The sequence below is a fragment of the Streptomyces sp. NPDC031497 genome (genome assembly GCF_055580905.1).
In genome coordinates, this window is sequence record NZ_JBVIKO010000018.1 from 168,795 (window position 1) to 184,437 (window position 15,643).

The following is a 15,643-nucleotide window of genomic DNA, read 5'->3' on the forward strand; positions in this document are numbered from 1 at the left end:
ACCCCTGGGGCGCGCACGCGCGCGTGGGCCCCGGTTCCTCGGAAGGAACCGGGGCCCACGGCCGTACCGGACGGGTCAGCGTACGAAGACTCCCGCCTGGCTCGCCAGGTCCAGGAAGTACTGCGGTGCCACACCGAGCACCAGCGTGACCGCGACGCCGACTCCGATCACCGTCATGGTCAGCGGTGACGGGACGGCGACCGTGGGGCCGTCGGGCCTGGGCTCGCTGAAGAACATCAGCACGATCACGCGGATGTAGAAGAACGCGGCGATCGCCGACGAGATCACACCGACGACGACCAGCGGGGCCGCCCCGCCCTCCGCCGCCGCCTTGAACACGGCGAACTTCCCGGCGAAGCCGGAGGTCAGCGGGATACCCGCGAAGGCCAGCAGGAACACCGCGAAGACGGCCGCGACCAGTGGTGAGCGGCGGCCGAGGCCGGCCCACTTGGACAGGTGCGTGGCCTCGCCGCCGGCGTCGCGCACCAGGGTGACCACGGCGAAGGCGCCGATGGTCACGAAGGAGTACCCGGCCAGGTAGAAGAGGACGGACGACACGCCGTCCTTCGAGGTCGCGATGACACCCGCGAGGATGAATCCGGCGTGCGCGATCGACGAGTACGCGAGCAGTCGCTTGATGTCGGTCTGGGTGATCGCGACGATCGCGCCGCCCAGCATGGTGATGATCGCGACGCCCCACATGACCGGCCGCCAGTCCCAGCGCAGGCCGGGCAGGACGACGTACAGCAGGCGCAGCAGCGCGCCGAACGCGGCCACCTTGGTCGCCGCCGCCATGAAGCCGGTCACCGGGGTGGGCGCGCCCTGGTAGACGTCGGGCGTCCACATGTGGAAGGGGATGGCGCCGACCTTGAAGAGCAGGCCCATGACGACCATGGCGGTGCCGATCAGGAGCAGTGCGTCGTTGCCCATGGTGCCGGCGAGGGCGGGGTCGACGCTGGTGACGGTGCCGTCGACGACCTGGGAGATGGTGGCGTACGACACGGAGCCGGCGTAGCCGTACAGCAGGGCGATGCCGAACAGGGTGAACGCGGAGGCGAAGGCGCCGAGCAGGAAGTACTTGACGGCGGCTTCCTGGGACATGAGGCGCTTGCGGCGGGCCAGGGCGCACATCAGGTAGAGCGGGAGGGAGAAGACCTCCAGGGCCACGAAGAGCGTCAGCAGGTCGTTGGCCGAGGGGAACACCAGCATGCCGGAGACCGCGAAGAGGAGCAGCGGGAAGACCTCGGTGGTGGTGAATCCGGCCTTCACCGCGGCCTTCTCGCTGTCGCTGCCGGGCACGGAGGCGGCCTGTGCGGCGAAGGAGTCGACGCGGTTGCCGTGGGCGGCCGGGTCGAGGCGGCGTTCGGCGAAGGTGAACAGGCCGAGCAGGCCGGCCAGCAGGATCGTGCCCTGCAGGAACAGGGACGGTCCGTCGACGGCGATCGCGCCCATCGCGGCGATGTGTGCCTTGGTGGTGCCGTATCCGTCCGCGGCCAGTGCGATGACCGCCGCGAAGGCCGCGCACAGCGCGACGGCGGAGACGAAGACCTGCGCGTAGTAGCGGGATTTGCGCGGGACGAACGCCTCGACGAGCACCCCGACGATCGCCGCGCCGAGCACGATCAGAGTGGGGGACAATTGTCCGTATTCGATCTTCGGCGCGTCGATCTTCGAGATCGGTTCGGCCGCGGTTGTCCACAGGCTGTGGACGGCTGCTGCGCTCACTTGGCCGCCTCCACTGCGGGCTTCGGGTCGGTCTTGTGTACGTCCGACATGGTCTGCTTGACCGCCGGGTTGACGATGTCCGTGACGGGCTTCGGGTAGACGCCCAGGAAGATCAGCAGAACGATCAGCGGGGTGACGACCACGAGTTCCCGCGCGCGTAGGTCGGGCATCGCGGAGACCTCCGGTTTCACCGGGCCCGTCATCGTCCGCTGGTAGAGGACGAGGGTGTAGAGCGCGGCGAGGACGATGCCGAGGGTGGCGATGATGCCGAGGGCCGGGTAGCGCGTGAACGTGCCGACCAGGACGAGGAATTCGCTCACGAAGGGTGCGAGACCCGGCAGCGACAGGGTGGCCAGGCCGCCGATCAGGAAGGTGCCGGCGAGCACCGGGGCGACCTTCTGCACACCGCCGTAGTCGGCGATGAGCCGCGAGCCACGCCGGGAGATCAGGAAGCCGGCGACCAGCATCAGCGCGGCCGTGGAGATGCCGTGGTTGACCATGTAGAGGGTGGCGCCGGACTGGCCCTGGCTGGTCATCGCGAAGATGCCCAGGATGATGAAGCCGAAGTGCGAGATGGACGCGTAGGCGACCAGCCGCTTGATGTCCCGCTGGCCGACGGCGAGCAGCGCGCCGTAGATGATGCTGATCACGGCGAGGACGAGGATGACGGGTGTCGCCCACTTCGAGGCCTCCGGGAACAGCTGGAGGCAGAAGCGGAGCATCGCGAACGTGCCCACCTTGTCGACGACCGCCGTGATGAGCACGGCGACGGGGGCGGTGGACTCCTGCATGGCGTTGGGCAGCCAGGTGTGCAGCGGCCACAGCGGTGCCTTCACCGCGAAGGCGAAGAAGAAGCCGAGGAACAGCCAGCGTTCGGTGCTGGTCGCCATGTGCAGCGAGCCGTTCGCGCGGGCCTGCGCGATCTCGGCGAGGGAGAAGTTCCCGGCGACCACGTAGAGGCCGATCACCGCGGCCAGCATGATCAGGCCGCCGACCAGGTTGTAGAGGAGGAACTTCACGGCGGCGTACGAGCGTTGGGCCGCCGCGTTCTCGTCGGAGCCCGCGTGGGCACGGTCCCCGAAGCCGCCGATGAGGAAGTACATCGGGATCAGCATGGCTTCGAAGAAGATGTAGAAGAGGAAGACGTCGGTGGCCTCGAAGGAGATGATCACCATCGCCTCGACGGCCAGGATCAGGGCGAAGAAGCCCTGGGTGGGCCGCCACCGCTTGCTGCCGGTCTCCAGCGGGTCGGCGTCGTGCCAGCCCGCCAGGATGATGAACGGCATCAGCAGGGCGGTCAGCGCGATCAGGGCGACCGCGATGCCGTCGACGCCCAGTTCGTAGCGGACACCGAAGTCCGCGATCCAGGCGTGGGATTCGGTGAGCTGGTAGCGGGCGCCGCCCGGGTCGAAGCGGACCAGGACGACGATCGCGAGCACCAGAGTGGCGAGCGAAACCAGCAGCGCGAGCCATTTGGCGGCGGTGCGTCGCGCGGCCGGTACGGCGGCCGTGGCGATCGCCCCGACGGCCGGGAGCACCGCCGTCGCTGTCAGCAGAGGAAAGGACATCGGTATCAGACCGCCCTCATCAGCAGGGTCGCGGCGACCAGGAGGGCGGCGCCGCCGAACATCGAGACCGCGTACGAGCGCGCGTAGCCGTTCTGGAGCTTGCGCAGTCGGCCGGACAGTCCGCCGAAGCCCGCCGCCGTGCCGTTGACGACGCCGTCAACCAGGGTGTGGTCGACATATACAAGGGAGCGGGTGAGGTGTTCGCCGCCGCGGACCAGGACGACGTGGTTGAAGTCGTCCTGGAGGAGGTCGCGGCGGGCCGCGCGGGTGAGCAGCGAACCGCGTGGGGCGACGGCGGGGACGGGACGGCGGCCGTACTGCAGGTAGGCGATGCCGACGCCGATGACCAGGCACACCATGGTGGCGCCGGTGACCGTGGCGGCGCTGATCGGGGAGTCGCCCTCGCTGTGGCCGGTGATCGGCTCCAGCCAGTGCAGGAAGCGGTCGCCGATGCTGAAGAAGGCGCCGCCGAAGACCGAGCCGATCGCCAGCACGATCATCGGGATGGTCATGACCTTCGGGGACTCGTGCGGGTGCGGCTCGTGGCCGTGCTCGTCGGGCTGCCAGCGCTTCTCGCCGAAGAACGTCATCAGCATCACGCGCGTCATGTAGAACGCGGTGATGGCCGCGCCGAGCAGGGCGCAGGTGCCGAGGATCCAGCCCTCGGTGCCGCCCTTGGCGAACGCCGCCTCGATGATCTTGTCCTTGGAGAAGAAGCCGGACAGGCCCGGGAAGCCGATGATGGCGAGGTAGCCGAGGCCGAAGGTGATGAAGGTGACCGGCATGTACTTGCGCAGGCCGCCGTACTTGCGCATGTCGACCTCGTCGTTCATGCCGTGCATGACGGAACCGGCACCCAGGAACAGGCCGGCCTTGAAGAAGCCGTGCGTCACCAGGTGCATGATCGCGAAGACGTAGCCGATCGGGCCGAGGCCGGCGGCGAGCACCATGTAGCCGATCTGCGACATGGTCGAGCCGGCGAGGGCCTTCTTGATGTCGTCCTTCGCGCAACCGACGATCGCACCGAACAGGAGCGTGACGGCGCCGACGACGGTGACGACCAGCTGCGCGTCGGGGGCGGCGTTGAAGATCGCTCCGGAGCGGACGATGAGGTAGACGCCCGCGGTCACCATGGTCGCCGCGTGGATGAGGGCGGAGACCGGGGTCGGGCCCTCCATGGCGTCCCCGAGCCAGGACTGCAGCGGCACCTGGGCGGACTTGCCGCAGGCGGCGAGCAGCAGCATCAGGCCGATCGCGGTGAGCCTGCCCTCGGAGGCGTCGGTCGCGTGGCTGAGGACCGGGCCGAAGGCGAACGTGCCGAACGTCGTGAACATCAGCATGATCGCGATCGACAGGCCCATGTCGCCGACCCGGTTGACCAGGAACGCCTTCTTCGCGGCGGTGGCCGCGCTGGGCTTGTGCTGCCAGAAGCCGATCAGCAGGTAGGAGGCGAGACCGACGCCCTCCCAGCCGACGTACAGCAGCAGGTAGTTGTCGGCGAGGACGAGCAGCAGCATCGCCGCGAGGAACAGGTTGAGGTAGCCGAAGAAGCGGCGGCGGCGCTCGTCGTGCTCCATGTACCCGATCGAGTACAGGTGGATGAGCGAGCCGACGCCGGTGATCAGCAGGACGAACGTCATCGACAGCTGGTCGAGGCGGAAGGTGACGTCCGCCTGGAAGCCGGCCACCGGGACCCAGGTGAACAGGTGCTGCATCAGGGTGCGGTGTTCGGCGTTCTTGCCCAGCAGGTCGGCGAAGAGGATCACGCCGAACACGAAGGAGGTCGTCGACAGGAGCGTGCCGATCCAGTGGCCCACGCCGTCCAGGCGTCGGCCGCCGACCAGCAGGACGGCCGCTCCGAGCAGGGGCGCCGCGATCAGCAGCGCGATCAAATTCTCCACGATTCAGCGACCCCTTACAGCTTCATCAGGCTGGCGTCGTCGACCGAGGCCGAGTGGCGGGTACGGAACAGCGACACGATGATCGCGAGCCCGACCACGACCTCCGCGGCGGCGACGACCATCGTGAAGAAGGCGATGATCTGGCCGTCGAGGTTGCCGTGCATGCGGGAGAAGACGACGAACGCGAGGTTGCAGGCGTTGAGCATCAGCTCGATGCACATGAAGACGACGATCGCGTTCCGTCTGATCAGCACACCGGTGGCGCCGATCGTGAACAACAGGGCGGCGAGATAGAGGTAATAGACCGGGTTCACTTCGACGCCTCCTCGGGCCGCTTGAGGTTCTCCGGCTCGATCGGGGTCCGCTCCAGCCGTTCCTCGGCGCGCTGTTCCAGGGCCCGCAGGTCGTTGATGGCCTCCGCGGACACGTCACGGATCTGGCCGCGATCGCGCAGCGTCTTGTTGACCGTGAGCTCGGACGGGGTGCCGTCGGGCAGCAGACCGGCGATGTCGACGGCGTTGTGCCGGGCGTAGACGCCGGGGGCGGGCAGCGGCGGCAGGTGCTTGCCGTCGCGGACGCGCTGTTCGGACTGCTCGCGCTGGGTCTTGGCGCGCTCGGTGCGCTCGCGGTGGGTGAGCACCATGGCGCCGACGGCCGCGGTGATGAGCAGGGCGCCGGTGATTTCGAAGGCGAAGACGTACTTGGTGAAGATGAGGGCGGCGAGGCCCTCCACATTGCCGTTGGCGTTGGCCTGGCCGATGCCGTTGAAGTTCTTGAGGGAGGCGTTGGCGATGCCCGCGAAGAGCAGGACGCCGAAGCCGACCCCACAGAGAAGGGCCAGCCAGCGCTGGCCCTTGATGGTCTCGGTCAGGGAGTCGGCGGCGGTCACGCCGACCAGCATCACCACGAAGAGGAACAGCATCATGATCGCGCCGGTGTAGACGACGATCTGCACGATGCCCAGGAAGTAGGCGCCGTTGGCGAGGTAGAACACCGCCAGGACGATCATGGTGCCGGCGAGACAGAGGGCGCTGTGCACGGCCCTCTTCATGAGGACGGTGCACAGGGCGCCGATGACGGCGACGGTGCCGAGGACCCAGAACTGGAAGGCCTCGCCGGTGGAGGTGGCGTAGGCGGCGAGCTGCGCGCTCATGCCTCCACCCCCTCTTCGTCCGGCTTCTCGCCCTTCGAGACGGCCACCTGCTGGACGGTCCCGGGCGCGGCCTCGGTCACCAGGCCCCGGTAGTAGTCCTGTTCGTCGGTGCCCGGGAAGATCGCGTGCGGGCTGTCGACCATGCCGTCCTCCAGGCCGGCGAGCAGCTGCTCCTTGGTGTAGATGAGGTTGGCGCGGCTGGTGTCGGCGAGCTCGAACTCGTTGGTCATCGTGAGCGCGCGCGTGGGGCACGCCTCGATGCACAGGCCGCACAGGATGCAGCGGGCGTAGTTGATCTGGTAGACGCGGCCGTAGCGCTCGCCCGGCGAGTAACGCTCCTCGTCGGTGTTGTCGGCGCCCTCCACGTAGATGGCGTCGGCGGGGCAGGCCCAGGCGCACAGTTCGCAGCCGATGCACTTCTCCAGGCCGTCCGGATGGCGGTTGAGCTGGTGCCGTCCGTGGAACCGCGGGGCCGTGGTCTTCTTCTGCTCCGGGTACTGCTCGGTCAGCCGCTTCTTGAACATGGCCTTGAAGGTCACGCCGAAGCCGGCCACGGGGTTCAGGAAACCGGGCTCGGTCTCCTTGGGCTCCTCAGCCATCGGACGCCTCCTTTCCATCCGTAGATCCGTCACTGACAGTGTCCGGTCCACCACTGACAATCAGCTCGCGCTCCCGGCGCGGGCTGCGCCGGGGCACCGGCGGCAGCTCCTGTCCGGGCAGCGGCGGTACGGGGAATCCGCCTGCCATCGGGTCGAACGCGACCGGTTCGGCGGCGGCCTGCGCGGGCTCCTTGCCGCCCTTGTCGCGGAACATGTCGACGACGAAGGACAGGAGCAGCAGGGCGAGGACTCCGCCGCCGACGTAGAGGGCGATGTCGGCGAAGCCGTAGTTCTCGTTGCGGAGGGTCCGTACGGTGGCGACGAGCATCAGCCAGACGACCGAGACCGGGATGAGGACCTTCCAGCCGAGCTTCATCAGCTGGTCGTAGCGCACCCGGGGAAGGCTGGCGCGCAGCCAGACGAAGACGAACAGCAGCACCACGACCTTGGCGACGAACCAGAGCATCGGCCACCAGCCGTGGTTGGCGCCCGCCCAGACGGTGCTGATCGGCCAGGGGGCGCGCCAGCCGCCGAGGAACAGCGTCGTCGACACGGCGGAGACCGTCACCATGTTGACGTACTCGGCGAGCATGAACATCGCGAACTTGATCGACGAGTACTCGGTGTTGAAGCCGCCGACCAGGTCGCCCTCGGACTCCGGCATGTCGAAGGGGGCGCGGTTGGTCTCGCCGACCATGGTGACGACGTAGAGGATGAACGAGACCGGCAGCAGCAGGATGTACCAGCGGTCGTGCTGCTGGGCGACGATCGTGGACGTCGACATGGAGCCCGAGTACAGGAACACCGACGCGAACGCGGCGCCCATGGCGATCTCGTAGGAGATCATCTGCGCGCAGGAGCGCAGGCCGCCGAGGAGCGGGTAGGTGGATCCGGAGCTCCAGCCGGCGAGGACGATGCCGTAGATGCCGACGGAGGCGACCGCGAGGATGTAGAGCATCGCGATCGGCAGGTCGGTGAGCTGCATCGTGGTGCGGTGGCCGAAGATCGAGACCTCGTTGTCGGCCGGTCCGAACGGGATGACCGCGATGGCCATGAACGCGGGGATGGCCGCGACGATCGGCGCGAGGATGTAGACGGCCTTGTCCGCGCGTTTGACGATGAGGTCTTCCTTGAGCATCAGCTTCACGCCGTCGGCGAGCGACTGGAGCATGCCCCAGGGGCCGTGCCGGTTGGGGCCGATACGCAGCTGCATCCAGGCGATGACCTTGCGCTCCATGACGATGGAGATCAGCACGGTCACCATCAGGAAGGCGAAGCAGAAGACCGCCTTGACGACGACCAGCCACCAGGGGTCGCGGCCGAACATGGAGAGGTCTTCAGCAGCGAGGTACGGGTTCATGCCTCCACCTCCTTGGGGGCCTCACCGGCGGTGGCCGCCGGGCCGATACGGACGAGGGAGCCGGGCAGTGCCCCGGTGTCGGAGGCGATGCCGCCGCCCACGGAGTTCAGCGGGAGCCAGACCACGCGGTCGGGCATCTCGGTGATCCTGAGCGGGAGTTCGACGGTGCCGGCGGCCGAGGTGACGGCGACGAGGTCGCCGTTGTCGATGCCGGCCTCGGCGGCGGTCGCGGCGGACAGCCGGGCGTGGGCGGTGTGCCGGGTGCCGGCGAGGGCCTCGTCGCCGTCCTGGAGGACGCCCTGGTCGAGGAGGAGCCGGTGTCCGGCGAGCACGGCCTCTCCGGCCGCCGGCCGCGGCAGCGGTCCGGCCGTCTCCAGCGGTTCGGAGGCCTTCGGCCCGTCCCAGGCGCCGAGCCGGTCGAGTTCCGCGCGCGTGGTGCGCAGGTCGGGCAGGCCGAGGTGGACGTCCATGGCGTCCGCGAGCATCTGCAGCACGCGTGCGTCGGTGGGCGCCAGCCGTCGGGTCATCTGCTCGGGCTTGAGCGCGGCCTCGAAGGACCGCACCCGGCCTTCCCAGTTGAGGAAGGTGCCGGCCTTCTCGGCGACGGCGGCGACCGGGAGGACGACCTCGGCGCGCTCGGTGACCTCGCTGGGCCGCAGCTCCAGCGAGACCAGGAAGCCGACGGCTTCGAGTGCCGCACGCGCGCGCGTGGGGTCGGGCAGGTCGATGACCTCGACGCCGGCCACCAGGAGGGCGGAGAGTTCGCCGCGGGCGGCGGCCTCGATGATCTGGCCGGTGTCGCGGCCGTAGCGAAGCGGGAGTTCGGACACGCCCCAGGCGGCGGCGACCTCGTCACGCGCGCGTGGGTCGGTGGCCGGGCGGCCGCCCGGCAGCAGCGACGGCAGCGCGCCCGCCTCGATCGCGCCGCGCTCCCCGGCCCGGCGCGGGATCCACACCAGTTGTGCGCCGGTGGCGGTGGCGGCCCGTACGGCGGCGGTCAGGCCGCCGACGACCGACGCCAGCCGCTCGCCCACGACGATGACCGCGCCCTCGGCGCGCAGCGCCTCGGCGGCCTGTGTGCCGGGTTCCTCCAGGCCGATGCCGCCCGCGAGGGCGTCCAGCCATTCGGTCTCGGTACCGGGGGCGGCCGGCAGCAGGGTGCCGCCCGCCTTCTCCAGGCCGCGCGTGGCGTGGGTGGCGAGGGAGAACACCCGCTGCTTGTGCTTGCGCCAGGCCTTGCGCAGCCGCAGGAAGACGCCGGGCGCCTCCTCCTCGGACTCGAACCCGACCAGGAGCACGGCCGGTGCCTTCTCCAAGGCGGTGTAGGTGACGCCCGTGCCGTCGAGATCGTGGCCGCGGCCGGCGATCCGCGCGGCCAGAAAGTCGGCTTCCTCGCTGCTGTGCACGCGCGCGCGGAAGTCGATGTCGTTGGTGTCGAGGGCGACGCGCGCGAACTTGCTGTACGCGTAGGCGTCCTCGACGGTGAGCCGGCCGCCGGTGAGGACGCCGGCCCGGGAGCGGGCGGCGGTCAGTCCCCGGGCGGCCGCTTCGAGCGCCTCCGGCCAGGAGGCGGGTTCGAGCACGCCCTGGGCGTTGCGGACCAGCGGGGTCTCCAGGCGGTCCTTCTGCTGCCCGTAGCGGAACGCGAAGCGTCCCTTGTCGCAGATCCACTCCTCGTTGACCTCGGGGTCGTTGGCGGCGAGCCGCCGCATGACCTTGCCGCGCCGGTGGTCGGTGCGGGTGGCGCAGCCGCCCGAGCAGTGCTCGCACACGGACGGAGAGGAGATCAGGTCGAAGGGGCGGGAGCGGAAGCGATACGCCGCCGAGGTCAGCGCGCCCACCGGGCAGATCTGGATGGTGTTCCCGGAGAAGTACGACTCGAACGGGTCGCCCTCGCCGGTGCCGACCTGCTGGAGCGCGCCGCGTTCCAGGAGCTCGATCATCGGGTCGCCGGCGACCTGGTTGGAGAACCGGGTGCAGCGCGCGCACAGCACGCACCGTTCGCGGTCGAGGAGCACCTGGGTGGAGATCGGGAGGGGCTTCTCGTAGGTGCGCTTCCTGCCGTGGAAGCGGGACTCGGCGTTGCCGTGCGACATCGCCTGGTTCTGCAGCGGGCACTCGCCGCCCTTGTCGCAGACCGGGCAGTCCAGGGGGTGGTTGATGAGCAGCAGCTCCATCACCCCGTGCTGGGCCTTCTCGGCGACCGGGGAGGTGAGATGGGTCTTCACGACCATGCCGTCGGTGCAGGTGATCGTGCAGGACGCCATGGGCTTGCGCTGGCCCTCGACCTCGACGATGCACTGGCGGCAGGCGCCGGCCGGGTCCAGCAGGGGGTGGTCGCAGAAGCGCGGGATCTCGATGCCGAGTTGCTCGGCGGCGCGGATGACCAGGGTGCCCTTGGGCACGCTGATCTCCACGCCGTCGATCGTCAGCGTGACGAGGTCCTGCGGCGGGACCGCCGCCGTTCCCCCGGAGGAGGGGGAACTCGTGGTCACGGTCATGCGTTCACCTCCGGGCGGTCCGCCCAGGCCGTCGACTTGGCCGGGTCGAAGGGGCAGCCCCGGCCCGTGATGTGCTGTTCGTACTCCTCGCGGAAGTACTTCAGTGAGGAGAAGATGGGGGACGCGGCGCCGTCGCCGAGGGCGCAGAAGGACTTGCCGTTGATGTTGTCGGCGATGTCGTTCAGCTTGTCGAGGTCGGACATCACGCCCTTGCCGGCCTCGATGTCGCGCAGCAGCTGCACCAGCCAGTAGGTGCCTTCGCGGCACGGGGTGCACTTGCCGCAGGACTCGTGGGCGTAGAACTCGGTCCAGCGGGTGACGGCGCGCACGACGCAGGTGGTCTCGTCGAAGCACTGGAGGGCCTTGGTGCCGAGCATGGAACCGGCGGCCCCCACTCCTTCGTAGTCGAGAGGGACGTCGAGGTGCTCGTCGGTGAACATGGGCGTCGAGGAGCCGCCAGGTGTCCAGAACTTCAGGCGGTGGCCGGTGCGCATTCCGCCGCTCATGTCGAGGAGCTGGCGCAGGGTGATGCCGAGCGGTGCCTCGTACTGGCCGGGGCTGGTGACGTGGCCGCTGAGGGAGTAGAGCGTGAAGCCGGGTGACTTCTCGCTCCCCATGGACCTGAACCAGTCCTTGCCCTTGTGCAGGATGGCGGGAACCGAGGCGATGGACTCGACGTTGTTCACAACAGTCGGGCAGGCATAGAGCCCTTCGACAGCCGGGAAGGGAGGACGCAGTCGCGGTTGACCACGGCGGCCTTCGAGCGAGTCGAGCAGTGCGGTCTCCTCACCGCAGATGTACGCGCCGGCGCCGGCGTGCACGGTGAGGTTCAGGTCGAGACCGCTGCCCAGGATGTTCTCGCCGAGGTAGCCGGCCGCGTAGGCCTCGCGCACGGCCTCGTGCAACCGCCGCAGGACGGGGACGACTTCACCACGCAGGTAGATGAAGGCATGCGACGACCGGATGGCGTAGCACGCGATCACGATGCCCTCGATGAGGCTGTGCGGGTTCGCGAAGAGGAGCGGGATGTCCTTGCAGGTCCCGGGCTCCGATTCGTCGGCGTTGACAACCAGATAGTGCGGTTTGCCGTCTCCCTGCGGAATGAACTGCCACTTCATCCCGGTCGGGAATCCCGCGCCGCCGCGGCCGCGCAGCCCGGACTCCTTCACGTAGGCGATCAGGTCGTCCGGAGACATGGCGAGCGCCTTGCGGAGCCCCTCGTATCCTTCGTGCCGTCGGTAGACGTCCAGGGACCAGGACCGGTCCTCGTCCCAGAAGGCCGACAGCACGGGTGCGAGCAGCTTCTCGGGGCTGGTGTCCTTGAGGTCGGGTACCACCGTCATCACTCCCCCTCCTCGGCGGCAGGCCCTGCCGGGTGCGACGGGTCGGAGGCCGAGGTCTCCTGCGGCGCGTCATGGGAACTGAGGTGCTCGGCCGGCGACGGCTCGTGCACCGTGCGGTCCTGCGGACCCGTGCGCGGATGGACCACGCGCGCGGGTGCGGACTCTCCCCTGGCCAGGTGGAGGCCCACCAGGGACGCGGGTCCGGCGCTTCCGCTCTCCTCGACGGCCCCGGGCCGCTCGTCGGGGAAGCCGGCCAGGATCCGCGCGGTCTCCTTGAAGGTGCACAGCCGGGCCCCGCGCGTGGGCTCGACGTCCCGGCCCGCGCGCAGGTCGTCGACCAGGCGCCGGGCGCTGGCGGGGGTCTGGTTGTCGAAGAACTCCCAGTTGACCATCACGACCGGCGCGAAGTCGCAGGCCGCGTTGCACTCGATGTGCTCCAGGGTGACGCTGCCGTCGTCGGTGGTCTCGCCGTTGCCGACGCCCAGGTGCTCCTGGAGGGTCTCGAAGATGGCGTCGCCGCCCATCACCGCGCACAGGGTGTTGGTGCAGACGCCCACCTGGTAGTCGCCGGAGGGCTTGCGCCGGTACATCGTGTAGAAGGTGGCGACCGCGGTGACCTCCGCCGTGGTCAGCTCCAGCACGTCGGCGCAGAACTGCATCCCGGTGCGCGTGACGTGGCCCTCCTCCGACTGCACGAGATGCAGCAGCGGCAGCAGGGCGGACCGGGAGTCGGGGTAGCGCGCGATGATGTCGCGCGCGTCCGTCTCCAGTCGGGCCCGGACGTCGTCCGGATAGGCGGGCGCGGGCAGCTCGGGCATGCCCAGGCTGACGCCCCGCTCCGAAGAAGAGGTGTTCACCGGTCGACGCCTCCCAGTACCGGGTCGATGGACGCGATGACGACGATGACGTCGGCCACCTGGCCGCCCTCACACATCGCCGCGATGGCCTGCAGGTTGGCGAAGGACGGGTCGCGGAAGTGGACCCGGTAGGGGCGGGTGCCGCCGTCGGAGACGACGTGCGCCCCGAGTTCGCCCTTGGGTGACTCGATGGCCGTGTAGACCTGTCCGGGCGGCACCCGGAAGCCCTCGGTGACCAGCTTGAAGTGGTGGATCAGGGCCTCCATGGAGGTGCCCATGATCTTCTTGATGTGGTCGAGGGAGTTACCGAGTCCGTCCGGTCCCAGGGCGAGCTGCGCGGGCCAGGCGATCTTCTTGTCGGCGACCATGACCGGTCCGGGCTGGAGCCGGTCCAGGCACTGCTCGACGATCCTGAGCGACTGGCGCATCTCCTCCAGGCGGATCAGGAAGCGGCCGTAGGCGTCGCAGGTCTCGGCGACGGCGACGTCGAAGTCGTAGTTCTCGTAGCCGCAGTAGGGCTGGGACTTGCGCAGGTCGTGCGGCAGGCCGGTGGCGCGCAGGATGGGGCCGGTGGCGCCGAGGGCCATGCAGCCGGCCAGGTCCAGATAGCCGATGCCCTGCATGCGGCCCTTGAAGACGGGGTTCCCGGTGGCGAGCTTGTCGTACTCGGGGAGGTTCTTCCGCATCTTCTTGATGAACTCGCGGATCTGGTCGACCGCGCCGGGCGGCAGGTCCTGGGCGAGTCCGCCGGGGCGGATGTACGCGTGGTTCATCCGCAGGCCGGTGATCAGCTCGAAGAGGTCGAGAATCATTTCACGATCACGGAATCCGTAGATCATGAGCGTGGTGGCACCCAGCTCCATGCCGCCGGTGGCGATGGCGACCAGGTGCGAGGACATCCGGTTCAGCTCCATCAGGAGCACCCGGATGATCGTCGCGCGGTCGGGGACCTGGTCCTCGATGCCGAGGAGTTTCTCGACGCCCAGACAGTAGGCGGTCTCGTTGAAGAAGGACGTCAGGTAGTCCATGCGCGTGACGAAGGCGGACCCCTGCGTCCACGTGCGGTACTCGAGGTTCTTCTCGATGCCGGTGTGCAGGTAGCCGACGCCGCAGCGGGTCTCGGTGACGGTCTCGCCGTCGATCTCCAGGATCAGCCGGAGCACCCCATGGGTGGAGGGGTGCTGGGGACCCATGTTGACGACGATGCGTTCGTCGTCGGCGCGGGCCGCGGACTGGACGATCTCGTCCCAGTCGCCACCGGTGACCGTGTATACGGTGCCCTCGGTGGTCTCGCGCGCCGAGGCGGTCGACGCGGCGGATGCTGACTGTGTGCTCACGAGTACGACCTCCGCTGGTCCGGAGCCGGGATCTGGGCGCCCTTGTACTCGACGGGGATGCCGCCGAGGGGGTAGTCCTTGCGCTGCGGATGGCCCTGCCAGTCGTCCGGCATGAGGATGCGGGTCAGGGCCGGGTGACCGTCGAAGACGATCCCGAAGAAGTCGTAGGTCTCCCGTTCGTGCCAGTCGTTGGTCGGATAGACGGAGACCAGGGACGGGATGTGCGGGTCGGCGTCCGGGGCGCTGACCTCCAGCCGGATCAGCCGGTTGTGGGTGATCGAGCGCAGGTGGTAGACGGCGTGCAGCTCGCGGCCCTTGTCGTGGAGGTAGTGGACGCCGCTGACGCCGGTGCACAGCTCGAACCGGAGCGCGGGGTCGTCACGCAGGGTGCGGGCGACGCGCAGCAGGTGCTCGCGTTCGATGTGGAAGGTGACCTCGCCGCGGTCGACGACCGTCTTCTCGATGGCGTTGCCGGGCAGCAGGCCCTGTTCCTCCAGGGCGCCCTCCAGCTCGTCGGCGACCTCGTCGAACCAGCCGCCGTACGGTCGGGTCGCCGGTCCCGGGAGCCGGACCGAGCGGACCAGGCCGCCGTAGCCGGAGGTGTCGCCGCCGTTGTTGGCGCCGAACATGCCGCGCTGGACGCGGATCTCCTCGCCGCCCTGGCCGCGCTGGCCGGGGAGGTTGTCGGTGGCGAGGTCCTTCTCGGGGTTGGCCCCGTTGTGGCCGTTCGCGTCGCTCACCGCAGCAGCCCCTTCATCTCGATCAGGGGCAGAGCCTTGAGCGCCGCCTCCTCCGCCTCGCGGGCAGCTTCCTCGGCGTTGACGCCGAGCTTGGAGCTCTGGATCTTCTGGTGGAGCTTGAGGATCGCGTCCATCAGCATCTCGGGGCGGGGCGGGCAGCCGGGCAGGTAGATGTCGACCGGGACGATGTGGTCGACGCCCTGGACGATGGCGTAGTTGTTGAACATGCCGCCCGAGGAGGCGCAGACGCCCATGGAGATCACCCACTTCGGGTTGGGCATCTGGTCGTAGACCTGCCGCAGGACGGGCGCCATCTTCTGGCTGACGCGGCCGGCCACGATCATCAGGTCGGCCTGGCGCGGTGAGCCGCGGAAGACCTCCATGCCGAACCGTGCCAGGTCGTACCGGCCCGCTCCCGCCGTCATCATTTCGAAGGCGCAGCAGGCGAGGCCGAAGGTGGCGGGGAAGACGGACGCCTTGCGTACCCAGCCCGCGGCCTGCTCGACGGTGGTCAGCAGGAAACCGCTCGGCAGCTTTTCTTCGAGTCCCATGACTTAAA

At 69.1% G+C, this 15,643-nt stretch carries 13 protein-coding genes; all 13 read right to left on the minus strand.

The window, feature by feature from the left end:
• Window positions 1-75: 75 nt before the first annotated feature.
• From nuoN to ACZ5K7_RS32095, 13 genes are read right to left on the minus strand one after another with little or no spacing between them, the layout of a single operon-like run.
• Window positions 76-1,725 (minus strand): NADH-quinone oxidoreductase subunit NuoN, encoded by a 1,650-nt coding sequence (gene nuoN, locus ACZ5K7_RS32035; RefSeq protein WP_351693978.1) that lies wholly within the window; start codon window positions 1,723-1,725, stop codon window positions 76-78.
• On the minus strand, window positions 1,722-3,293 hold the full coding sequence (locus tag ACZ5K7_RS32040) for an NADH-quinone oxidoreductase subunit M (RefSeq protein WP_468918692.1): 1,572 nt from the start codon (window positions 3,291-3,293) through the stop codon (window positions 1,722-1,724). The genes nuoN and ACZ5K7_RS32040 overlap by 4 nt, the downstream gene beginning before the upstream one ends.
• 5 nt (window positions 3,294-3,298) lie before the next feature.
• Window positions 3,299-5,194, minus strand: coding sequence for an NADH-quinone oxidoreductase subunit L (gene nuoL / locus ACZ5K7_RS32045; RefSeq protein WP_468918695.1), 1,896 nt, complete (start codon window positions 5,192-5,194; stop codon window positions 3,299-3,301).
• Between the two features lie 14 nt (window positions 5,195-5,208).
• A complete protein-coding gene (nuoK, locus tag ACZ5K7_RS32050) occupies window positions 5,209-5,508 on the minus strand; it encodes an NADH-quinone oxidoreductase subunit NuoK (protein WP_046726439.1) in 300 nt (99 codons plus the stop codon).
• Window positions 5,505-6,347, minus strand: a complete 843-nt coding sequence (locus ACZ5K7_RS32055; protein ID WP_351693990.1) for an NADH-quinone oxidoreductase subunit J — start codon at window positions 6,345-6,347, stop codon at window positions 5,505-5,507. Before ACZ5K7_RS32055 ends, nuoK begins: the two co-directional genes overlap by 4 nt.
• Window positions 6,344-6,946: an NADH-quinone oxidoreductase subunit NuoI gene (nuoI, locus tag ACZ5K7_RS32060; RefSeq protein ID WP_351693993.1), complete on the minus strand. Its 603-nt coding sequence runs from the start codon at window positions 6,944-6,946 to the stop codon at window positions 6,344-6,346. Before nuoI ends, ACZ5K7_RS32055 begins: the two co-directional genes overlap by 4 nt.
• Window positions 6,939-8,306, minus strand: coding sequence for an NADH-quinone oxidoreductase subunit NuoH (gene nuoH / locus ACZ5K7_RS32065; protein ID WP_468918700.1), 1,368 nt, complete (start codon window positions 8,304-8,306; stop codon window positions 6,939-6,941). Before nuoH ends, nuoI begins: the two co-directional genes overlap by 8 nt.
• Entirely contained in the window at window positions 8,303-10,807 is a 2,505-nt protein-coding gene (locus ACZ5K7_RS32070) for an NADH-quinone oxidoreductase subunit G (RefSeq protein WP_468918703.1), read from the minus strand. Before ACZ5K7_RS32070 ends, nuoH begins: the two co-directional genes overlap by 4 nt.
• A complete protein-coding gene (gene nuoF / locus ACZ5K7_RS32075) occupies window positions 10,804-12,150 on the minus strand; it encodes an NADH-quinone oxidoreductase subunit NuoF (protein ID WP_450972830.1) in 1,347 nt (448 codons plus the stop codon). Before nuoF ends, ACZ5K7_RS32070 begins: the two co-directional genes overlap by 4 nt.
• Window positions 12,150-13,007: an NADH-quinone oxidoreductase subunit NuoE gene (gene nuoE / locus ACZ5K7_RS32080; protein WP_351694005.1), complete on the minus strand. Its 858-nt coding sequence runs from the start codon at window positions 13,005-13,007 to the stop codon at window positions 12,150-12,152. Before nuoE ends, nuoF begins: the two co-directional genes overlap by 1 nt.
• Window positions 13,004-14,344, minus strand: a complete 1,341-nt coding sequence (locus tag ACZ5K7_RS32085) for an NADH-quinone oxidoreductase subunit D (protein WP_351694010.1) — start codon at window positions 14,342-14,344, stop codon at window positions 13,004-13,006. Before ACZ5K7_RS32085 ends, nuoE begins: the two co-directional genes overlap by 4 nt.
• Window positions 14,341-15,084 (minus strand): NADH-quinone oxidoreductase subunit C, encoded by a 744-nt coding sequence (locus tag ACZ5K7_RS32090; RefSeq protein WP_351694012.1) that lies wholly within the window; start codon window positions 15,082-15,084, stop codon window positions 14,341-14,343. The genes ACZ5K7_RS32085 and ACZ5K7_RS32090 overlap by 4 nt, the downstream gene beginning before the upstream one ends.
• Window positions 15,081-15,635, minus strand: coding sequence for a NuoB/complex I 20 kDa subunit family protein (locus tag ACZ5K7_RS32095; RefSeq protein ID WP_351694015.1), 555 nt, complete (start codon window positions 15,633-15,635; stop codon window positions 15,081-15,083). Before ACZ5K7_RS32095 ends, ACZ5K7_RS32090 begins: the two co-directional genes overlap by 4 nt.
• Window positions 15,636-15,643 lie beyond the last annotated feature (8 nt).